The sequence below is a fragment of the Achromobacter sp. FW305-C-28 genome (genome assembly GCF_058783235.1).
Genome location: NZ_JBYSYL010000007.1, coordinates 193,582 through 215,049 on the forward strand (window position 1 = coordinate 193,582; position 21,468 = coordinate 215,049).

14 protein-coding genes are annotated in these 21,468 nt (G+C 66.1%); 7 read left to right on the top strand and 7 right to left on the bottom strand.

Annotation, left to right across the window (positions count from 1 at the left end; translation table 11 throughout):
* The 3 genes from AC3WMR_RS18740 to AC3WMR_RS18750 all read left to right on the top strand — a co-directional run.
* On the top strand, positions 1-5,323 hold a 5,323-nt coding region (locus AC3WMR_RS18740; RefSeq protein ID WP_492265706.1), incomplete at its 5' end, for a VCBS domain-containing protein.
* Positions 5,324-5,451: 128 nt separating this feature from the next.
* Positions 5,452-6,135, top strand: coding sequence for a transglutaminase-like cysteine peptidase (locus AC3WMR_RS18745; RefSeq protein WP_492265707.1), 684 nt, complete (start codon positions 5,452-5,454; stop codon positions 6,133-6,135).
* A gap of 17 nt (positions 6,136-6,152) precedes the next feature.
* Positions 6,153-8,120, top strand: a complete 1,968-nt coding sequence (locus AC3WMR_RS18750) for a bifunctional diguanylate cyclase/phosphodiesterase (RefSeq protein WP_492265708.1) — start codon at positions 6,153-6,155, stop codon at positions 8,118-8,120.
* Between the two features lie 64 nt (positions 8,121-8,184).
* On the opposite strand, the gene AC3WMR_RS18755 is transcribed toward AC3WMR_RS18750, so the two are convergent.
* From AC3WMR_RS18755 to AC3WMR_RS18765, 3 genes are read right to left on the bottom strand one after another with little or no spacing between them, the layout of a single operon-like run.
* Positions 8,185-9,024, bottom strand: a complete 840-nt coding sequence (locus AC3WMR_RS18755; RefSeq protein WP_492265709.1) for a M48 family metallopeptidase — start codon at positions 9,022-9,024, stop codon at positions 8,185-8,187.
* Positions 9,025-9,066: 42 nt separating this feature from the next.
* Complete coding sequence (gene aroC / locus AC3WMR_RS18760) at positions 9,067-10,134, bottom strand: chorismate synthase (RefSeq protein ID WP_175192609.1); 1,068 nt, start codon at positions 10,132-10,134, stop codon at positions 9,067-9,069.
* Positions 10,135-10,172: 38 nt separating this feature from the next.
* On the bottom strand, positions 10,173-11,639 hold the full coding sequence (locus AC3WMR_RS18765; protein ID WP_492281583.1) for a putative bifunctional diguanylate cyclase/phosphodiesterase: 1,467 nt from the start codon (positions 11,637-11,639) through the stop codon (positions 10,173-10,175).
* A gap of 533 nt (positions 11,640-12,172) precedes the next feature.
* On the opposite strand from AC3WMR_RS18765, the gene AC3WMR_RS18770 reads away from it, so the two are divergent.
* Both AC3WMR_RS18770 and AC3WMR_RS18775 read left to right on the top strand, forming a co-directional pair.
* Positions 12,173-14,146, top strand: a complete 1,974-nt coding sequence (locus AC3WMR_RS18770; protein ID WP_492266388.1) for a bifunctional diguanylate cyclase/phosphodiesterase — start codon at positions 12,173-12,175, stop codon at positions 14,144-14,146.
* Between the two features lie 101 nt (positions 14,147-14,247).
* The gene (locus AC3WMR_RS18775) at positions 14,248-15,690 is read left to right on the top strand and encodes a sensor histidine kinase (protein WP_492266387.1); all 1,443 of its coding nucleotides are present in this window, start codon (positions 14,248-14,250) and stop codon (positions 15,688-15,690) included.
* Here the strand turns inward: AC3WMR_RS18775 and AC3WMR_RS18780 are convergent.
* The 3 genes from AC3WMR_RS18780 to AC3WMR_RS18790 form a co-directional block, all read right to left on the bottom strand.
* A complete protein-coding gene (locus AC3WMR_RS18780) occupies positions 15,672-16,391 on the bottom strand; it encodes a response regulator transcription factor (protein ID WP_025135298.1) in 720 nt (239 codons plus the stop codon). The genes AC3WMR_RS18775 and AC3WMR_RS18780 overlap by 19 nt on opposite strands.
* Positions 16,392-16,605: 214 nt before the next feature.
* On the bottom strand, positions 16,606-18,093 hold the full coding sequence (locus tag AC3WMR_RS18785; RefSeq protein ID WP_492266386.1) for a protein adenylyltransferase SelO: 1,488 nt from the start codon (positions 18,091-18,093) through the stop codon (positions 16,606-16,608).
* A complete protein-coding gene (locus AC3WMR_RS18790; protein ID WP_175192613.1) occupies positions 18,090-18,461 on the bottom strand; it encodes a DUF2069 domain-containing protein in 372 nt (123 codons plus the stop codon). Before AC3WMR_RS18790 ends, AC3WMR_RS18785 begins: the two co-directional genes overlap by 4 nt.
* A 17-nt stretch (positions 18,462-18,478) precedes the next feature.
* Here AC3WMR_RS18790 and AC3WMR_RS18795 point away from each other — a divergent pair, with 17 nt between their 5' ends.
* Entirely contained in the window at positions 18,479-19,792 is a 1,314-nt protein-coding gene (locus tag AC3WMR_RS18795; protein ID WP_025135295.1) for a YihY family inner membrane protein, read from the top strand.
* Positions 19,793-19,830: 38 nt separating this feature from the next.
* On the top strand, positions 19,831-20,289 hold the full coding sequence (locus tag AC3WMR_RS18800; RefSeq protein ID WP_025135294.1) for a CBS domain-containing protein: 459 nt from the start codon (positions 19,831-19,833) through the stop codon (positions 20,287-20,289).
* 60 nt (positions 20,290-20,349) lie between these two features.
* Here the strand turns inward: AC3WMR_RS18800 and dusA are convergent, their stop codons facing one another.
* On the bottom strand, positions 20,350-21,366 hold the full coding sequence (dusA, locus tag AC3WMR_RS18805; RefSeq protein WP_492266385.1) for a tRNA dihydrouridine(20/20a) synthase DusA: 1,017 nt from the start codon (positions 21,364-21,366) through the stop codon (positions 20,350-20,352).
* Positions 21,367-21,468: the final 102 nt, after the last annotated feature.

A 21,468-nucleotide genomic window follows, 5' to 3' on the forward strand; every position in this document is an offset into this window, starting at 1 on the left:
GGCCGAAGGCCAGAAGGTCACCGACACCATCACCGTCACGGTCGATGATGGCCACGGCGGCAAGGCCACCCAGACCATCACCATCGACATCACGGGCACCAACGACGCCCCGACCCTCACGGGCGCCACCACCGGCAGCGTCAAGGAAGACGCGGCCGACACCACCGTGTCCGGCCAGCTGACGCAGCACGACGTCGATGCCGCCGACAAACACACCTGGTCCGTCAACAACGACGGCAAGGGCACGTACGGCAGCTTCACCGTCGACCAGAATGGCAAGTGGACGTACACGCTGGACAACGCCGGCAAGAACGTCCAGTCCCTGGCCGAAGGCCAGAAGGTCACCGACACCATCACCGTGACGGTCGACGACGGCCACGGCGGCAAGGCGACTGAAACCATCACCATCGAGATCACCGGCACCAACGACAAGCCCACGCTGTCCGGTACGACTACCGGCAATGTCACCGAGGACGGCACCACCACCGCCACGGGCAAGCTCGACGTCGCCGACGTGGACGTGAACGACAAGCACACCTGGACCGTCAACAACGACGGCAAGGGCGCGTATGGCAAGTTCACCGTCGACCAGAACGGCAACTGGAAGTACGAGCTGGACAACGCCAGCGACAAGGTCCAGGCCCTGAAGGGCGGCGAGAAGGTCACCGACACCATCACCGTCACCGTCGACGATGGCCATGGCGGCACGGCCACCAAGGACATCACCGTCACCATCACCGGCACCAACGATGCCGCCGTCGTGACCCCGAGCAAGCCGGGCGCCGACGCGGGCATCGTCACCGAAGACGTCACCGAGACCGCCTCGGGCAAGCTGAACGTGACGGACAAGGATGCCGGCGAAGCGGTCTTCAAGCCGCAGACCGACTTCCAGGGCAAATACGGCACGTTCTCGATCGACGCCAACGGCAACTGGTCGTTCAAGCTGGACAACAACGCCACGGCCATCCAGCAACTGGGCGCCAAGGACAGCCTGAGCGAAACGTTCACGGTCACCACCGCCGACGGCACCACCAGCAAGGTCGTCATCACCATCAACGGCACCAACGATGCCCCGACCATCACCGGCGCCACCACCGGCAACGTCAAGGAAGACGGCACGCAGACCACCACCGGTCAGCTGACCCAGCACGACATCGATGCGACCGACAAGCACACCTGGTCGTTCGACAACGTCGGCAACAGCGGCAAGGGCCAGTACGGCACCTTCACGCTCGACCAGAGCGGCAAGTGGACCTACGTGCTGGACAATGACAGCGCCAAGGTCCAGGCCCTGGCCGAAGGCCAGAAGGTTACCGACACCATCACGGTGCTGGTGGACGACGGCAACGGCGGCAAGGCCACCACCACCATCGTCGTCGACATCACGGGCACCAACGATGCCGCCGTGATCACGCCCAGCAAGCCGGGCGCCGACGCGGGCATCGTCACCGAAGACGTCACCGAGACCGCCTCGGGCAAGCTGAACGTGACGGACAAGGATGCCGGCGAAGCGGTCTTCAAGCCGCAGACCGACTTCCAGGGCAAATACGGCACGTTCTCGATCGACGCCAACGGCAACTGGTCGTTCAAGCTGGACAACAACGCCACGGCCATCCAGCAACTGGGCGCCAAGGACAGCCTGAGCGAAACGTTCACGGTCACCACCGCCGACGGCACCACCGGCAAGGTCGTCATCACCATCAACGGCACCAACGACGCCCCGACCATCACCGGCCAGGCCACGGGTGACGTCAAGGAAGACGCGACCAGCACCACCGTGTCCGGCCAGTTGGCCAAGCACGACGTCGACGCCACCGACAAGCACACCTGGTCCGTCAACAACGACGGCAAGGGCACGTACGGCACCTTCACTGTCGACCAGACCGGCAAGTGGACCTATGTGCTGGACAACAACAGCGCCAAGGTCCAGGCCCTGGCCGAAGGCCAGAAGGTCACCGATACCATCACGGTCACGGTGGACGACGGCAACGGCGGCAAGGCCACCCAGACCATCGTCGTCAATGTCACCGGCACCAATGACGCCCCGACCCTGAGCGGCGCCACCACCGGCAACGTGAAGGAAGACGGCACGCTGACCGCAACCGGCCAGCTGACGAAGTCGGACGTCGACACGAACGACACCCACACCTGGTCCGTCAACAATGAAGGCAAGGGCGCGTACGGCACGTTCACCGTCGACCAGAACGGCAAGTGGACCTATGTGCTGGACAACAACAGCGCCAAGGTCCAGGCGCTGACCGAAGGCCAGAAGGTCACCGACAGCATCACGGTCACGGTGGACGACGGCCATGGCGGCACGGCCACCAAGACGATCGTCATCGACATCACCGGCACCAACGACGCCGCCGTCATCACCCCCAGCACGCCGGGGGCCGACAAGGGCACCGTCAAGGAAGACACGATCGACACGGCCAGCGGCAAGCTGAACGTGACGGACAAGGATGCCGGCGAAGCGGTCTTCAAGCCGCAGACCGACTTCCAGGGCCAATACGGCAAGTTCTCGATCGACGCCAACGGCAACTGGTCCTTCAAGCTGGACAACAACGCCGCCGCCGTGCAGCAGCTGGGCGCCAAGGACAGCCTGACCGAGTCCTACACGGTCACCACCGCGGATGGCACCACCAGCAAGGTGGTCATCACCATCAACGGCACCAACGACCTGCCGACCATTACCGGCCTGGTCACCGGCAACGTCAAGGAAGACGGCACGCTGACCACGAGCGGCCAGCTGACCAAGCAGGACATCGACGCCACCGACAAGCACACTTGGACGGTCAACAACGGCGGCCAGGGCACGTACGGCACCTTCACCGTCGACCAGACCGGCAAGTGGACCTATGTGCTGGACAACAACAGCGCCAAGGTGCAAGCCCTGACCGAAGGCCAGACGGTGAACGACGTCATCCGGGTCACGGTGGACGACGGCAACGGCGGCACCGCGTACAAGGACATCACCGTCACCATCACCGGCACCAACGACATTGCCAAGATCAGCGGCCAGACCACCGGCACGGTGATCGAGGACAACACGCTGCTGACCTCGGGCAAGCTGACGGTGTCCGATGCCGACGCCGGCCAGAGCAGCGTCATCGCCCAGAACAGCGTGGCGGGCAAATACGGCACGTTCTCGATCGACGCCAACGGCAACTGGACCTACTCGCTGAACAACAGCCTGAAGGCCGTGCAGGACCTGGCCCCCGGCAAGGTCCTCAAGGAAAGCTTCGAGGTCACGTCCGCCGACGGCTCGGCCAAGCAGACCATCACGGTCGACGTGGTGGGCACCAACGACGCCCCGACCGCGGCCGACAACGCCACCACCGTCAGTGCGGGCGCCGGCCATGCATTCACCACGGCCGAGTTCAACTTCAACGACGGCGCCGAAGGCAATTCGCTGCAAAGCGTGATCATCACCCGCCTGCCGACCGACGGCACGCTGACCCTGAACGGCCAGCCCGTGACGGTGAACGCCGTGATCTCGGCGGCGGACATTGCCTCGGGCAAGCTGGTCTACACCCCGTCGGCCGCCGGCCAGGACACCTCGTTCGGCTTCCAGGTCCGCGACAATGGCGGCACGGCCTACGGCGGCAAGGACACGTCGGGCGAATACAACTTCGCCATCAAGACCAACAACTTCATCTCGGGCGACAACGACGGCAGCGGCACGGGCACCAAGCCGCCCATCAACGGCGGCAGCGGCGACGACGTCATCCTGGGCGACAAGGGCGGCACCGTCACCACGGTGGAACCGGGCAAGAACTACAACATCGCGATCGTCGTCGATACCTCGGGCAGCATGTCGGACCCGTCGGGCACGAAGGGCCTGTCGCGCATGCAGTTGACGATCGACGCGCTCAAGAACCTGGCCAACAGCCTGAAGGGCCACGACGGCATCGTCAACGTGGCGCTGATCGGCTTCGAGTCGTCGGCCAGCACCAAGTACACGATCGACGGCCTGAACTCGACCAACGTCAATGACCTGATCAAGGCCATCGAGAAGCTGAGCGCCAGCGGCGGCACGAACTACGAAGGCGCTTTCAAGGAAGCGCTGACCTGGTTCAACAAGCAACCCACGACGTCCAATGGCAAGACATTCGAGAACGTCACGTACTTCCTGACCGACGGCGACCCCACGTTCAGCAACAACGGCAACAACGGCAGCGGCACCAGCACCGACTACCGCGACATGAAGGACGCCGTCGACGCCTTCAAGGGCCTGAGCGGCAAGAGCACGGTACATGCCATCGGCATCGGCACCGGCGTGAACGAGGGCTACTTGAAGTTCTTCGACAACTCCAGCGTTACCGGCACGGGTTCCGTCTCGTTCCCGGGCAACTACCCGTGGAGCCCCAGCCAATCCGTCTCGGGCGCCGTCGGCCAGCCCCAGATCGTCAACACCGCCAAGGACCTGGCCGCCGCGCTGCAAGGCGGTTCGTCCAGCACGGACCCGGCCGCCGTCGGCAACGACATCATCAACGGCGGCGCCGGCAACGACATCATCTTCGGCGACACGCTGAACACGGATGGCACGGTGCTGAACTGGAGTTCCGTGGGCGGCCGCCCCAGCGACCTGCTGCAGGGTTCGGGCCTGAAGGCGTTGCAAGTGTTCCTGGAAATGCGTGACGGGCACCCGCCGACCAACAGCGACCTGTACGACTACATCAAGGACCACCACGCCGACTTCAACCTGGCCGACGACCCGCGCGGCGGCAGCGACACGATCCACGGCGGCACGGGCGACGACATCATCTACGGCCAGGGCGGCGACGACATCCTGTACGGCGACGATGGCAACGACATCATCTACGGCGGCGCAGGCGACGACAAACTGTACGGCGGCGACGGCAACGACCTGCTGCACGGCGGTTCGGGCAACGACACGCTGGAAGGCGGCAACGGCAACGACATCCTGATCGGCGGCAAGGGCGATGACATCCTCATCGGCGGCGCCGGCAGCGATACCTTCAAGTGGGAACTGGGCGACCAGGGCACCACTGCCAAGCCCGCGGTCGACACCATCAAGGACTTCTCGCTGGGCAAGCCTTCGGACGGCGGCGACATCCTGGACCTGAAGGACCTGCTGGTCGGCGAAAAGGACGGCACCCTGACCCAGTACCTGAACTTCCATAAGGAAGGCAACAACACGGTCATCGACGTCAACACGCAAGGCAAGCTGGGCACCCAGGGCGCGGACCAGAAGATCGTGCTGGAAAACATCGACCTGACGCAAGGCGGGCAGATGAACAACCAGGCGATCATCAACGACCTGCTGCAAAAGGGGAAGCTGAACGTCGACCACAGCTAAGGCCGTACCCGGTCAGGGCCGCCCGCGGCCCTGACCGGTCTGAAGCACAGGGCGCGGCGCGTTTGCGGCGCGGGGGATTTTTTCCGGATGACACCTGAATCATCCGGAAAAATGTGAAAATCCGTTTCATGCCATCAACCCGCCGTTTCCGCGTCACGCTGAACCTGTGCCGATGGGTTTTGCTTTGCCTGGCGTGCGGCTGGGGCGGCAGTTTCGCCCTGGAGATCAACGCCGACAAATTGCAGAGCCTGTCGGCCAGCCGCTATGGCGCCAAGGGCGCCAAGGCGGTGTCGAACTGGCTGCAACTGCTGCACACCCCGCCCCCCGCGCTTGAGAAAGACAAGCTGACGGTGGCGAACGATTTCTGGAACCGCGCCCTGCTGTCGGGCGATGACATCACGATCTGGGGCAAGGACGATTACTGGGCCACCCCGCTCGAATCGCTGGGCAAGGGCGCGGGCGACTGCGAAGACTACGTCATCGGCAAGTACTTCACCCTGCTGTCGATGGGCGTGCCGGCGAACAAGCTGCGTTTCATCTATGTGCGGGCACGGGTCGGCGGTCCGGCCAGCAGCAGCCAGATCGCCCACATGGTGCTGGGCTACTACGAAACCCCGAACGCGGTGCCGCTGGTGCTGGATAGCCTGATTTCCACCATCCTGCCGGCATCGCAACGGCGCGACCTGACGCCGGTCTTCAGCTTCAACGCCGACGGCGTGTACGTCGACGGCAAACCCGCCGCACCGGTTGACCGCCTCAGCCGCTGGCGCGATCTACTTCAACGCATGGAACGGGAAGGCATACGCCCCTGATGTCCGGAACCAAGACTATGTCCATACTTCGACAGCTCCTGCTCAGCGTCACCCTCGCGATCGTGGTGATCCTGCTGGGGACCCTGGCGCTCAGCGTCAACGCCGCCCGCGAATACCTGTCGGGCCAGTTGCAGGTGCAAAGCACCGATGCCGCCGTGTCGCTGGCCCTGTCGCTGTCGCAACCGGCCAACAACGACCCGGTGGTGCAGGAACTGCTGGTGTCGGCGCTGTTCGACGGCGGCCATTTTTCGCTGGTGCGCCTGGCCGACCCCGAAGGCAAGGTGCTGATCGAACGCCAGGCCCCCTCCGCGGGCGCCTCCGTGCCGCGCTGGTTCCAGGCGCTGGCGCCACTAGACGCGCAGTCGGCCTCGCACGCGGTCAGCGACGGCTGGCGCCAGATCGGCGAAGTGACGCTGGTGGCCAACGACGCCTACGCCTGGGAAGCCCTGTGGCGCAGCAGCTTGCGCATGATCGCGCTGGTGGTGGGCGCGGGCCTGATCTGGGCGTTGTTCGCCTTTGCCCTGGTCGGCTGGATCAAGAACCGGCTGCTGCGCGAGATCAGCGACCACGTCCGCAGCATCGGCCAGGACACGCCGCCGCAGCAGATGCAGGCCCGCGTGTCGGAATTGACCGACGTGGTGCAGGCGCTGAACCAGACCCGCGAGCGCGTCTACGCCAGCGTCGAGGAACAGAACGCCAAGATCGAATCGCTGGAACTGGAACTGAACCAGGACCCGGTCACGCGCCTGCCCAACCGCAAATACTTCGTCAACGAGTTCCGCCGCGCGCTCGAAGCTGGCCCGGTCCAGGGCGGTTCGCCGGCGCGCGCCCCCATCGACGGCGGCCATGTGCTGGTGTTCCGCCAACGTGACCTGGCCGACCTGAACCGCCACATGCCGCGCGAATTCATCGACCAGTGGCTGCGCGCGGCCTGCGAGCGCATCCAGGGGTCGCTCAAGTCGCTGCACGTGGCCAACCCCCTGCTGGCACGCCTGAACGGGTCCGACTTCGCCCTGCTGCTGCCGGGTTGCGCGGCGCCGCAGGCGATGATGATCGCCGAACAACTGCGCGCCGACCTGCATGCCTCGCGCATCCCTGTCGGCGAAGGCCACCTGTGCCGCTGGGCCCAGGCCATGGCCGACTACAGCCACGGCAATCCGGCCGGCCCGGTGCTGGCGCGGCTCGATTTCGGGCTGATGCGGGCGGAAAGCGCCGGCAACGACCAGGTCGTCATCGCAGGCGCCGCCGATGCGCAGTCGCCGTCCGAATCCGGCGAACGCGCGTGGAAGGACGCCATCCTGTCGGCCCTGGAAGGTCGCCGCTTCGAACTGGCGACCGAACCGCTGCGCGCCGCCGATGGCACCGTGCTGCGCACCGAAGCCATGCTGATGCTGCGCACCGCTCCCGACCAGGCACCTATCCCCGCCACCTTGTTCATTCCGCCTGCGGTGCGGCTGGACCTGGTGGCCGAATGCGACCTGCAGGCCGTGGAACTTGGCCTGGACTGGCTGGCCGCCCATGACGGTGAACTGGCCCTGCGCGTGGCCCTGCCCTCGCTGCGCGGCCAGAAATACCTGCGCCAGCTGGCCTTGCTGCTGACCGAACGCCGAGCGCTGGCTCGCCGCCTGTTCCTGGAAATCGATGCCCACGGCCTGGTGGAATGCCACGAGCAGATCGCGGCGCTGGCACGGGTGGCCTCGGAATTCGGCGCGCATATCGGCGTGCGCCGCCTGGCGCAGCAATTCGGGGCGGTGGCGCAGCTGCACACCCTGCCCCTGTCGTACGTGAAACTGGGCGGCGGCTTCGTGGGCGGCATGTCGCAAAGCCCGGGCAGCCAGCAACTGACCGCGTCGGTACTGGAAACCGCCCGCAAGCTGAACATTGCGGTGTACGCCGAAGACGTGCCGGACAGCGAAACGCGCCGCATCCTGGCCGACCTGGGTATCACCGTCATGCGCGGGCCCGGCGTCAAGCTGCCCGCCTAGCCATCCGCGGCAGACGCAAAAAAAGGCATCCGCGGCGACACGGATGCCTTTTTTCTCTGTCCGTTCAGCGAGCCGCGCGGCCCTTGGACTGCTCGTACAGCGGCAGCACTTGCTGCGCAGCGGCCTGCAGATCGGTGATGCGCGACGCGGCCGACGGGTGCGTCGACAGAATTTCAGGCGGCGCATTGCCGCTATCGGCGGCCCCCATCTTCTGCCACAGCGTCACGGCGGCGCGCGGATCGAAACCGGCCCGCGCCGCCAGCTCGACGCCCATGCGGTCGGCTTCGGTTTCGTGGGTGCGGCTGTTGGGCAACGTGAACATCACGCTGGTGAGCTGCCCGCCCAGGTCCGATGCGGCGCTGGACCCGGTGGCGATGGACAGCACCTGCAAGCCCAGGTTGGTGGCCATCTGCTGCGACACGCGCTCACGAGCGTGTTCGCGCAGCGCATGGGAAATCTCGTGGCCCAGCACGGCGGCCAGTTCATCGTCGGAAGGCTTGATCTTGTTGATGAGACCCGTGTAGACCGCGATCTTGCCGCCGGGCATGCACCAGGCGTTGATCTCGTCGCTGGTCAGCACGTGCACTTCCCATTTCCAGCCGGACGCATCCGGCCGGAACACGCCCGCCTGCGCGATCAGGCGCTGCGAGATGGCCCGCACCCGCGCGACCTGCGGGGCATCGCGGTCCAGCAGGTTCTTGGCCTGGGCCTGCTTGAGGATGTCGGCGTATTGCTGGTTGGCTTCCTGCTCAAGCGCCTGCGAGGGCACCATGCTGGACATGTACTGCGTGCGATTGACGCCGATGGCGCCCGACTGGGTGGTATTCATGCCCGTGCAGCCGGCCAGCGCGGCCAGGCCCAGGACGGCCGCCAGGCGGCGCAACGGATAGCGGTTACGGCTCATGTCGGCCTCCAACAGTGGCTGAAATCGGGGACCCGCCGGACCTCAGGCCCGATCGCCGCACTGCCCGCGGTGACGCAGGGCGTGGTCGATCAGCACCAGGGCCAGCATGGCTTCGGCGATGGGCGTGGCGCGGATGCCGACGCACGGATCGTGGCGACCCAGCGTCTGCACCATCACCGGCTCGTTGGCACGGTTGACCGAACGGCGCTCGACCCGGATGCTGGACGTGGGCTTGATGGCCAGCGACACCGTCACCGGCTGGCCGGTGGAAATGCCGCCCAGCACGCCGCCGGCATGGTTGGTCAGGAAACCGTCGGGCGTGATTTCGTCGCCGTGCTCGGAACCGCGCTGCGCGATGCAGTCAAAGCCGGCGCCGATGGACACGCCCTTGACGGCGTTCAGGCCCATCATCACGTGGGCGATGTCGGCGTCCAGGCGGTCGTAGATGGGTTCGCCCCAGCCGGCGGGCAGGTTTTCCGCCACGACCTCGATGCGCGCACCGACCGAATCGCCGTCGCGGCGCAACTGGTCCATGTAGGCTTCCAGTTCGGGCACGACATCGGCGTTGGGCGCATAGAACGGGTTGTTCGGCACTTCGTCCCACGACACGAACGGAATCGGGATGGGGCCCAGCTGGCTCATGTAGCCGCGCACCTTCACGCCGTACTGTTCGGCCAGCCATTTCTTGGCCACGGCGCCCGCGGCCACGGTGGGCGCGGTCAGGCGGGCCGACGACCGGCCGCCGCCACGCGGATCGCGCAGGCCGAACTTGCGCCAGTAGGCGTAGTCGGCGTGGCCGGGCCGGAACGTATCGGCAATGTTCGAATAGTCTTTGCTGCGCGCATCGGTGTTGCGGATGAGCAGGCCGATGGGCGTGCCAGTGGTCAGGCCTTCGTAGACCCCCGACAGGATTTCGACCTGGTCGGCTTCCTGGCGCTGGGTGACGTGGCGCGACGTGCCGGGACGGCGGCGGTCCAGTTCAAGCTGGATATCGGCAGCATCCAGGGACAGTCCCGGCGGACAGCCATCGATGACGCAACCGATGGCCGGCCCGTGGGATTCGCCAAAATTCGTGACGGTGAACAAGGTACCGAGGGTATTGCCGGGCATAGGAAGTCAACAGGTCGTGAGTTTGCAAGCAACCCCGATTATGACACCGCCGAGGCCAAAGCCTGAATCTCGGCGGCCGGCGCGGGCCGGCCCAGCAGGAATCCCTGCATCACGCGGCAGCCCAGCGACTTGAGGATTTCGCGCTGGCCTTCGGTTTCAACGCCTTCGGCCACCACCGGCAGGTGCATCGCCTGGCACAGCCCGAACAGGGCGGACACCACCTCGCGGCTACCCGCATCGGACTCCAGCGCGGAAATGAAGCTGCGGTCGATCTTGACCCAGTCAATGGGCAGGTGGCGCAAGTGGTTCAGGCTGGAATAGCCGCAGCCGAAATCGTCCAGCGCCACGCCGATACCCTTGGCGCGCAACGTGTTCAGGATCTTCACGTGGCGCTCGTAGTGCAGGATGAAAATGGATTCGGTGATTTCCAGCACCAGCTTGCGCGGCGCCAGGCGGGTCGAGGCCAGCACGTCGGACACCAGCTGCACCAGGCTGTCCTCGTTCATCTGCTTGACCGACAGGTTCACGTGCACCCGCCAGGCCGCCGGCCACAGTGCGGCCTGCGAGCAGGCCCGTTCAAGTATCCAGGCGCCCAGCGGCACGATCAGGCCGCTGCGTTCGGCCAGTTCGATCGTCACGGCAGGCGACACGCTGCCCAGTTCCGGGTGGTGCCAGCGCAACAGCGCCTCGCAGCCCTGCACCACGCCCGTGCCGCTGTCGCACACCGGCTGGTAATACAGTTCGAACTGGTCCATGGACGCGGTGGTCAACGCCAGCCGCAGGTCATTTTCCAGGCCTTGCTGGTCACGCTGGCGGGCCAGCATGCGAAAGTCGAACATGTTCCAGCCTGGGCCGCCCCGCTCTTTCAGCGGCACCATCGCGACCTGCACGCAACGTTGCAATTCTTCCACACTGCGGCCGTGGTCCGGATACAACGCCGCCCCCACGCGGAACACCGCGATCAGGGGCCGGCCACCCAACTCGTAGGGCACCGACAGATCTTCGAGCAGCTTGGCCGACACCTGCGCCGCGCCTTCCTCGTCGACCTCGGGGATGCAGACCGTGAACGTGTCGGTGCCGCTACGGGCCACCATGCCGCCCAGCGCGCGCGTGATCAGGCTGAGCCGGTCGGCCACCATCACCAGCAGGGTCTGGTCTTCGCCCGCCCGCAGCATCGCGCTGATCTCGGCGTACTGGTCAAAACTGACCAGGAAGAACGCCCCAATGCCGCGCGCGCCCGTACGGGCGCGCGCAATTCCCAGCGTCTCCCTGTCCGCCTGCGCCGCGCCGCCCGGCCCGAAGGCGCCGCGGCCGGACTGCTTGTCCGCCTGGTTCAGCCAGGCGCGCGCGCGCCGATGCAGCTCCCGCTGGCTCAGCACGCCGGTCAATTCGTCACGCGTCAGTCGACCGCGCAGAACACGTTCCCTGCGGACGAAAAACAAACTTATCGCTGCAAGTGCGCCCGCGAGCGTCAGGCACAGTGCGAGCAGGTAACTCTCACGCACGGAGCCCCCTATCTAGAAACCCTTGGCGTTGTGGTCCGGAAAGAAACCCAAGGGCTGTAACATTTTTTAAATTATGCATTATTTTCGCAAAAAAACGCCACACTTCAGGAGCAACGCGCTCCTTTTCCTTCGATTCCTGCACTGGTCTGATTGCTCGCGTGGGGTCATGACGGTCCTTGGATAGCAGTCGCTGGCCGGTCCCTTGCGCCATGCCGTGCCCTTACTACGACAGCCAGAGCCGGAAAATTAATACGGCCTGTCTCAATAGTTATCATCCGGGCAATTATCACGAACGAAATAATTGCACAGGTTGTCTGATATCGCAGGTGATTTCGTAATATTCTGTATGTTCTGTGACATGCGGAATTACAGCGTACGCGACGACACTGAGGTATTAGTAACGTGTGTCACGTTTCTTATCCAGCATTTTTCCCGATCGGGCACTTTCGCTGCCTGACGTTCCCCCTTTTACTGGCAGGCCGGCATTGCGCGGCACCGGCAACGGTGCGGGCCACGAAGGGAACCCCTACTACATGTCCACATTACGCCGGCTGATCCTCTGCACCGCCCTCCTGATTGCCTTCATTTTGCTCGGTGCACAGGCGCTGGGGATGCTGGCCGCCCATCGTTACCTGAACACCCAGCTGGCCCAGCAAGGCCAGGCTGGCGCCAGCGCCCTGGCCTGGGCCTTGTCGCACGATGCCGGCCGCACGCAGGACAGCGCCAAACTGGCCGATGACCTGTTCGGCGCCGGCCTGTATTCGCTGGTACGGATTGCCAGGGAAAATGGGGACACCTTGGTGGAACGCCGCAACCCGCCCGCCGACGCGCCTGCCCAGGCGCGCGACTGGCGCGACAGCTGGCTGACGATGGCTGCCCCCGCCGCCACCCGGCCCATTGTTTCGGCAGACGGCCGCCCCCTGGGCAGCGTCACCGTCCAGGCCGATGCCCGGCTGGCTCGCGACACGCTGTGGCAAGGCGGCGTGCGCGTGATCGGCCTGGTGCTGGCAGCCGGCGTCTTCTGGACCCTGTTTGCCGTCAACCTGCTGCGCTGGATTGAAGCGCGCACCTCGCGGGATATCTGCGAACGAGTACGGGCGCTGGCGCCGGGCGCAGACCCGACCCCGGGCCGCGCCTGCGAGCTGGCCGGCGTGGACCAGGCCCTGGTCGACGCCCAGCGCAAAGTGGCCGCGACGGTCCAGGAGCAGAACGCGCGCATTGAATCGCTGCAAAGCGAGATCTCGCGCGATGCCGTGACCCGCCTGCCCAACCGCAAGTACTTCATCGACCATTTCCGGTTGGCACTGGCCAGCCAGGAGCCGGACGCGGGCGGCCACGTGCTGCTGTTTCGCCAACGCGATCTGGCGCAGATCAACCGGCATCTGTCGCGCGCCTTCACCGACCAATGGCTGCGATCGGCCTCCGATCGCCTGCGCAAGCTGGTGGGCGATTCGGGCGGCTCGGCCGCCGTGCTGGCCCGCATCGGCGGCTCGGACTTCGCACTGCTGATGCCCCGCACCTCGGCGCCCCAGGCCGGCCTGCTGGCCGAGCGGGTGCGCCGGGAGCTTCGGTCGCTGCGCGTACCGATGGACAAGCACGGCTGGTGCCGCTGGGCCCTGGCGATGGCCGCCTACGCCCCCGGCGACAACATGAGCGACACGCTGGCGCGACTGGACCACGCCCTGATGTGCGCCGAAAGCGCCGATGACGACCAGATCGCCCCGGCCAGCCAGGCCGCCGACAGCACCCGCATCGGCGAATACAGCTGGCACGATGCGCTGTCCACCGCCCTGGAGCAGCACCGGTTTTCGCTGTCGGTGCAGCCTCTGGCCGACATCTCGAGCGACCTGCTGCATTACGAGGCCAGCCTGACCCTGCACGACGCCGCAGGTGCGGACCCGGTGCCGGCCTCGATCTTCATGCCGCCTGCGGTGCGCCTGGGCTTGTCGGCCGAATGCGACATCCAGGCGATCCGCCTGGGCCTGGACTGGCTCTACACCCACACGGATGCGCTCACGGTGCATCTGTCGCGCGCCTCGCTGGCCCAGGCGGCGTTCCTGTCGCGGCTGGAACGCATGCTGGCCGACCGCCCCGCGCTCACGGCACGGCTGATCGTCGAAGTGGATGCCGCCGCGCTGGTGGAACATGACGCCGAAATGCGCCAGCTCTGCCATATCGTGACCCAAGCCGGCGGCCGGGTCGGCCTGTCGCGGCTGTCGCAGCAGTTCGGCGCCATGGAACACCTGCATGAATACCCCCTGTCATACGTGAAGTTGTGCGGCGGGTTCATCACCGGCATCCTGCACAGTCCCGGCAGCCAGCACCTGGCGGCCACCGTCGTCGCCACGGCCGTTTCGCTGAACATGGCCGTGTACGCCGAAGACGTGCCCGATGCCGCCACCCGCGACATCCTCGAGAAAATCGGCATCCGCACAATTCGCGGCGCTGTCGTAAACTTCGCCCGCGCGCCCGACCTCGCGCCTGACCAACAATGGGTTCCTAGTTGACGGAAGGATTGTTTCTTCGCGCCCTCTGGCGCGTGCGCCATCGCCGCGCAAGCCACGCCCGCCTTCAGCGCCCGGCGCGATCAAGCTGGCCGGCATGGCTGATGGCGGCCCTGTCATGGCCCGGCCCGCTGATGGCCGCCGGCCCCGCCCATCCCTACCCCGATCTTCAGGCTGGCCTCGTTGCCGGTGTCGCCCTGGCCTGCGCGGCGGCATTCGCGGCCGCCTGGGCCTACACGCGCGCCGCTCGCTACGGTGCCGCCCTGGCGTTCGTGCTGGTGGAAGGCGTGCTGCGCGTGCAGCCCCTGCTGTTTCCCGCCGGCGCCTTGCAGGCCGGCTCGTTCGCCGCGCTGCTCGCCTTGTCCGTTCCGCTCATTGCCGGCAGTCCTGTCGCCGCCCGGTTGGCCGCGGCATGCCGTTGGGCCTGCATCGGGCTGACGGGCCTGGCGGCGCTGGCGCTGATCTTCGTCTATGACGCCGACGGCGGCCTGCTGCCCGGCCTGATCGCCGCCGTGTGCGCAGCGGCCAGTGCGGCGCTGGCCGCGTGGTTCCTGGCGGCCGCGGCCAGGCGTGGCCCGCACCGGGCCTCTGCGCTCGCACTGGGCGCCGCCTACACGCTATCGGCCTGGGTGCTGGCCCAGGACGCCTGGTCCCCCACTGTCGGCGGAGCGCTCGCGCCCGAATTGGCCCGACTGCTACTGGTGCTGGCCGCCCTGTTGCTGGCCGGTATGGAACGCCAGCCGCGCCAGGACCCGGCCCACACCGATCCCACCGGGATCGACCATCAGATCGAAGGCGAACTGCGCCTGGTCGAAATGGCTGGCGCCCTGGACACCCAGCGCCAGATGAACGCCCTGATCTCGCACGAGCTGCGTGCGCCGCTGGCCACCATCAGCGCGGCGGCCCAGTCGCTGGACATGATCCTGTCCGGCAGCGGCGAGGCGGTCGATAACCGCCTGGCCCGCATCCACCGGTCCGTCACCCGCATGACCGAGTTGATGGGACAACTGCTGAACCAGGATCGCCTGGGCCGCGAGGCCTGGACGCCGCGTGGCGAAGTGGCCGACATGTCGGAACTGGTGGGCGACGTGGTGGCCGCCATGCAGCCGGACACGGCGCACGCCTTATTGCTGCAGACCGACGCCGACACCCTGCCCGTGTATTGCGACCGCCCGCTGACCAGCGTGGTCGTGCGCAACCTGATCCACAACGCCATCAAGTATTCGCCGGCCAGCGAACCCATCCGCATCGACACCGGTCGTACCCTGGAAAACGGCGTACCCATGGCCTGGATGGCGGTTACCGACAGCGGCCCGGGCATCGGTGAAGAAGAACAGGCGCGCATCTTCGAGCCGCACTTCCGCCGCTCGGCGCACCGCGAAACACAGGGAATGGGGATTGGCCTGTACCTCGCCCGGCGCATCTGCCAGGCTCAGGGCGGCTCGCTGACCATGCAAAGCCAGGTCGGCGTGGGCACGCGCTTCGTCATCACCCTGCCCGCGCGGCCACCGGCGGCGGCCGACATGGATCAGGCCGCGAACACGTAGCCCTGGCCGCGCACGGACAGCACGGGCAACTTCAGGCCCGCGCTTTGCGCCTTGGCGCGCAGGCGGCTCACCAGCACGTCGATACGGCGCAACTCGAAGCCCCCGGGGCTGTCAGGCAGGAACAATTCGGCCAAGGCCTGGCGGCTGACTGCCGACCCCGCCGCGTCCATCAAGGCCATCAGGAACGTGCGTTCCTGCGCGCTCAGGTGCAGCGAGGCGCCGTCCGGCGCCACCAGAATCCAGCCGCCATCCTGCAGCGACCAGGCGGTATCGGCCGATGCCCGGGTTTCGGCGTCGGCCGGACGCGGCACCTTGGCAAGGCGCATGCGCCGCGCCAGGCTGCGGATGACGGAACTGAGCTCCAGCAAATCCACCGGCTTGGTCATATAGACGTCGGCGCCGCCTTCCAGGCCGCGCACCCGATCTTCAAGCGCGCTGCGGCCCGTCAGCATCACAATGCCGACCGGGCTCAACGCGCGCAAGCGCGTGGCCACCGAAAAACCGTCTTCGCCAGGAAGATGGGCGTCAAGGATGACGATGTCGCAGGGCTGCTCCTGCAGGCGACGGTAAAAGGCCGCGGCGTTGTCACAGGCAAACGCCACTCGGAAACCGTACCCACCCAGGCCCAACGCCAACTCCTCCCGGAAGTCCGCATCATCCTCAAGCAGGCCGATACACAGCAAACCATCTGCGCCAGGCATATTTAGAGTGCTTTATATTGAAAATTGTCGACAAATGCCCCAAGGACGGGCGTACCGTCCTGAGTGTCCCGCAGGCGACAATCTTACGACTTTTACAATGGAAACGAATGATTGCAGAGAAAAAAACCGCGATTTTTCGTCTCAATGCGCCGATTTTCTACGGTATCCACCTCTAAAAAGACGTTTTGTCGTCAAGAATCGCTCAAAACGAACATCAAGACGAACAACTGACTTCAATGCCATTGGCCCAATCCGGTGGCAGGCTGGCATATTTCTCATAGCCAGCCTGTTCCGTGAACGGCGCGCGCAACAGTTTCATCAGCGTATCGATCTCGCTGGCGTCCCCCGTCTTCGCAGCACGGATCGCCTCTTCGGCCAGATGATTGCGCAATACATATAGCGGGTTGACCCGGTTCATGGCCTGCGCGACCTCATTGGCCGGCCGGCCATCCTGCGCGTGGCGCGCCAACAGCCGATCCAGCCACGCCGCGGCGGCGGGTCGGTCGATGAACAGGTCTTCGAACGGCGCGCGGCGGCCCGACACCGCATCGGCCAGACGGCGCCAGGTCAGGGTGAAGTCCGCCTGGTTGGCGTCCATCAGCTTGAGCAGGTCGTCCAACAGGGGTTCGTCAGCCGGACGCCACGCCGCCAGCCCCAGCTTGGCGCCCATGCGGTCATGGAAGGCGCGCGTAAATACCCCTTCGTACTCGTCCAGCACGGCGCGCAGGCCATCGACGTCCTGCACCAGCGTGTGCAGGCTGCCCCCCAGGCGGTACAGGTTCCAGAGTGCCACGGACGGCTGGCGGTTCCAGGAATAGCGGCCTTCGGAGTCGGAATGGTTGCATACGTGCCCCAGGCGGAAGCCGTCCATGAAGCCATAGGGGCCGTAGTCCAGCGTCAGCCCTAGAATCGACATGTTGTCGGTATTCATGACCCCATGGCAAAAGCCCACCGCCTGCCAATCCGCCATCAATACCGCCGTGCGGCGGGTCACTTCGCGCAGCAGGCCCATGAAGGGTGCGGCGGCATCTTGCGGCTCGCCCGCCGGCGCGGCCCGGCATTCCGGATAGAAGCGGTCGATCACGTAGTCGGCCAGCGCCTTGAGCATGTCCGGCTGGCGGCGCGACGACCAATGTTCGAAGGAACCAAAGCGCACGAAACTGGGCGACATGCGGGTGACGATGGCCGCGGTTTCCACGGTTTCGCGCCACACCGGGTCGTCCGAGGTCACCAGCGCCAACGCGCGGGTGGTCGGCACGCCCAAGCCGTGCATGGCCTCGCTGGCCAGGTACTCGCGCACCGACGACCGCAGCACGGCCCGGCCATCGCCCATGCGGGAATACGGCGTCAGGCCCGCCCCTTTAAGCTGCAATTCCCAGGCGCCCGACGGCCCCTGGATCTCGCCCAGCAAGTGGGCGCGGCCATCTCCCAACTGGCCCGCCCAGACGCCGAACTGGTGGCCGCTGTATACCGCGGCCAGGGTGTCACCGCCCGGCAGCGGATCGGCCCCGGAAAAGACACGCAGGAATTCCGGCGTCTGCAACACCGACGGGTCCAGCCCGACCAGGGCGGCGGCCTCGGCGTTGGCGTGCAGCAAGCGGGGATTGTTCAGCGGCTGCGGCGCCAGCCGCGTGTAGAACGCCTCTGGCAAGGCCGCGAACGAGTTGACGGCCTGCAATTCGGACAAGGAATGGGCGCTCATGCGCGTTGGCTCCTGGCGGCCCGCTTGGCCGGCCGCACGTAGAAAATGGCGCTAAGGAAAAACACGGTGGACAGCACGATCTCGCCCCAGGCCATCAAGACCGACAGCGGTGCCGGATCCGACATCGCCCGCACCGCGCCTTCCATCAGGTACAACAGCGACAGCATCGAGGCCCACTGGTACGTATAGAGATTGCCGCGCAGGATGCCCCGCAGCGGCAACACCAGCGGCAAGGCCTTGAGCAGCATCCAGGAACCGCCCGGGCGCAACGGCGCCACGACCGTTTCCCAGGTCACGCACAACACGATCAAGGCGAACAGCGACACCGATGCCGCCAGGCGCAAGCGGGGGTTGAGTTCAGGGTTCATGCTGCTATTATCGCCTGATGAACCGCCCCGCCGAGCCTGCCGCCGCCGCGCCGGCGGCCACCGAGCCCCCGCCCCCACGCGCTTCGTGGGGCGCCCGCGTGGGCCGCGCCTTCCTGTTCACCGCCCAGCGCGCCGACGAAGAAAAGCTGCTGCAGGTTGCCTCCAGCCTCACCTTCACTACGGTGCTGGCCATCGTGCCGATGCTGGCCGTGGTCCTGTCGCTGTTCACCGCCTTTCCTGTTTTCCAGGAATTCCGGGTCGCCCTCGAAGACTTCCTGACCAACAGCCTGATGCCGCCGTCCGTGTCGGACAACATCATGGAATACCTGAACCAGTTCGCCCGCCAGGCCTCGCGCCTGACCGCGATCGGCGGCGGCTTCCTGTTGGTCACGTCGCTGCTGCTCATCATGACCATCGACAAGGCCTTCAACGACATCTGGCACGTTACCCGGCAGCGGCCGCTGCCGCAGCGCGCCCTGGTGTACTGGGCCGTCATCACGCTGGGGCCCGTGGTGGCCGGCGCCAGCCTGTGGGCCACCTCGTTCGTGGCCCGGGAATCGCTGGGGCTGGTGCGCGACGTGCCCGAAATCGTCAGCGTCGCCGTCTCGTTCATCCCGCTGGTGCTGACCGGCCTGGGGTTCGCGGCCCTGTTCGTGGTGGTGCCGAACCGCGACGTGCTGTGGCGCGACGCCCTGGTGGGCGGCTGTGTCACCGCGGTCGCGCTGGAAGTCATGAAATCGGCGTTCGCCTACTACCTGACCCGCTTCCCCACCTATACCGTCATCTACGGCGCGTTTGCCACGCTGCCCATTTTCCTGCTCTGGATCTACCTGTCGTGGCTGGCCGTGCTGCTGGGGGCCACCCTGGCCGCCAGCGCCCCGCTCATCCGGCTGGGCCGCTGGGAATTCAACCGTTACCCCGGCGCGCCCTTCGTGGATGCGCTGGACGTGCTGCGCGTATTGCGCCGGGCCCAGTCCGAAAGCCCGCCCGGCCTGCCCGCCAACCGGTTGGCTTCCGGCCTGAAACTGCACCAGGACGAACTGAACGAGGTCCTGGAGCGGCTCAGCGACATGGGCCTGATCACCCGCAGCCCGGACGACCTGTGGGTGCTGACCTGCGACGCCCGCGAGACATCCCTGGCGCCCGTCGTCGACCGTTTCCTGCTGGACCGCAGCCAGCCGCGGGTCCGCGACGACGCCGAAATCCTCAAGGTCGCCTCGGCCGTGATTTCCCAGCAAAACACGCCAACGCTGGAAGAACTTTGCGGAGAGGCGCAAAATACCGCAAATGGCATCGCCCCGGTCTTGCAGCTGGAAGCGAACAAGAAATAGCAAATAGCATCAGGGCGCGTTGCGCCCAGGAGAAACCGATGTTGAAGGTCAGCGAGATTCTGCGCGTCAAAGGAGACACGCTTTACACGGCATCGCCGGACATGCCCGTGTCCCAGGCCGTGCAAACCATGAGCGAGCAGGATATCGGCTCGCTCGTCATCATGGAATTCGGCACCCTGACGGGCATGCTGACGTTCCGCGAGATCATCCGCCACATGCACGCGCATGGCGGCGCAGGCGAAACCACCATCCGGTCCATCATGGACGACGCCCCGGTCAGCGTGTCGCCCAACACCAGCGCCGACGAAGTGCAGCGCCTGATGCTCGAAAAGCACGCGCGCTACATCCCGGTCATGGACGGCCCGACCCTGATGGGCGTGATTTCGTTCTACGACATGGCCCAGGCCATCGTGGCGGCCCAGCAGTTCGAGAACAACATGCTCAAGGCCTACATCCGCGACTGGCCCGCCGAAAGCGCCGAACCGGCCAAGTCCTGAGTCCGGCCCGCGGACACTTGCCGCGGACAGAGACGGCCCCTGCTCAGGGGCCGTTATTTATCAGATACCCGCCGGCGCCGCCGTCAACGCGGCGCCGCGCATATCCGGCGCGTGCCGTTGGCTGCGCCAGGCGTCATAGATCAGCGCCGGATTGTTCGCGGCCAACAAGGCCGGGTCCGACAGCATGCGGCGCCAGCGGCGCGCGCCTGTCTGGCCATTCACCAGGCCCAACATGGGCCGCGTCATGACGCGCAGCGGCACGCCCTGCGCCACCTGGCGCGCGGCATATTCCATCATGGCGTCGACCACCTGCGCATCGCTGGGCAGGCGCACCGATGGCCACAGCTGCAATGACACTTCGGACAGCACGCGTGGCGTGTGCCAAGCCGCACGGCCCAGCATGACGCCGTCGAAATCGGCGGCGGCGGCCACGGACTGGTCGGCATCGGCCAGCCCGCCGTTCAGCACGAACACGCAATCCGGGAAGTCCTGCTTGAGCTGACGCACCACGTCGTAGCGCAGCGGCGGAATTTCTCGGTTGTCCTTGGGCGACAGCCCCTTGAGCACCGCATTGCGGGCATGGGCCACGAACACCCGGCAGCCGGTGTCGTAGATCTTGCCGACAAAATCGCGCACGAAAGAATAGGACTCGTCGTAGTCCAGCCCCAGCCGGTGCTTGACGGTGACAGGGATGTCCACGGCGTCCTGCATGGCCTTGATGCAATCGGCGACCAGATCCGGCTCGGCCATCAGGCAGGCGCCGAAAGCCCCTTTTTGCACACGTTCCGACGGACAGCCGCAGTTCAGGTTGATTTCGTCGTAGCCCCACTGGCGCCCCAGCTTGGCCGACTGCGCCAATGCGTCCGGCTCGCTCCCGCCCAGTTGCAGGGCAACCGGGTGTTCGGCCTCGTCGAAGTCCAGGTGGCGGGCCACATTGCCATACAGCAGCGCGCCGGTCGTGATCATTTCGGTGTACAGACGTGCGCGCGGGGCCAGCAGCCGGTGGAAATAGCGGCAATGCCGGTCGGTCACGTCAATCATCGGGGCGACGCACAGCCGCCAGTCGGGGGAGTCCAAGAATCGCTCAGTAAAACAAGGGGATGCGGTATTTTACGGTGCTTGGCCGGTTTGTGTCCGGCAAGCGGATTGCGCGGCCGGTGAACCCCTGCCCGCCATGTG

Coding starts and splice junctions, on each gene's coding strand:
- AC3WMR_RS18745 (WP_492265707.1), top strand. CDS start 5,452: ATGCCATCAACCCGCCGTTTCCGCGTCACGCTGAACCTGTGCCGATGG.
- AC3WMR_RS18750 (WP_492265708.1), top strand. CDS start 6,153: ATGTCCATACTTCGACAGCTCCTGCTCAGCGTCACCCTCGCGATCGTG.
- AC3WMR_RS18755 (WP_492265709.1), bottom strand. CDS start 9,024: ATGAGCCGTAACCGCTATCCGTTGCGCCGCCTGGCGGCCGTCCTGGGC.
- aroC (WP_175192609.1), bottom strand. CDS start 10,134: ATGCCCGGCAATACCCTCGGTACCTTGTTCACCGTCACGAATTTTGGC.
- AC3WMR_RS18770 (WP_492266388.1), top strand. CDS start 12,173: ATGTCCACATTACGCCGGCTGATCCTCTGCACCGCCCTCCTGATTGCC.
- AC3WMR_RS18775 (WP_492266387.1), top strand. CDS start 14,248: ATGGCGGCCCTGTCATGGCCCGGCCCGCTGATGGCCGCCGGCCCCGCC.
- AC3WMR_RS18780 (WP_025135298.1), bottom strand. CDS start 16,391: ATGCCTGGCGCAGATGGTTTGCTGTGTATCGGCCTGCTTGAGGATGAT.
- AC3WMR_RS18785 (WP_492266386.1), bottom strand. CDS start 18,093: ATGAGCGCCCATTCCTTGTCCGAATTGCAGGCCGTCAACTCGTTCGCG.
- AC3WMR_RS18790 (WP_175192613.1), bottom strand. CDS start 18,461: ATGAACCCTGAACTCAACCCCCGCTTGCGCCTGGCGGCATCGGTGTCG.
- AC3WMR_RS18795 (WP_025135295.1), top strand. CDS start 18,479: ATGAACCGCCCCGCCGAGCCTGCCGCCGCCGCGCCGGCGGCCACCGAG.
- AC3WMR_RS18800 (WP_025135294.1), top strand. CDS start 19,831: ATGTTGAAGGTCAGCGAGATTCTGCGCGTCAAAGGAGACACGCTTTAC.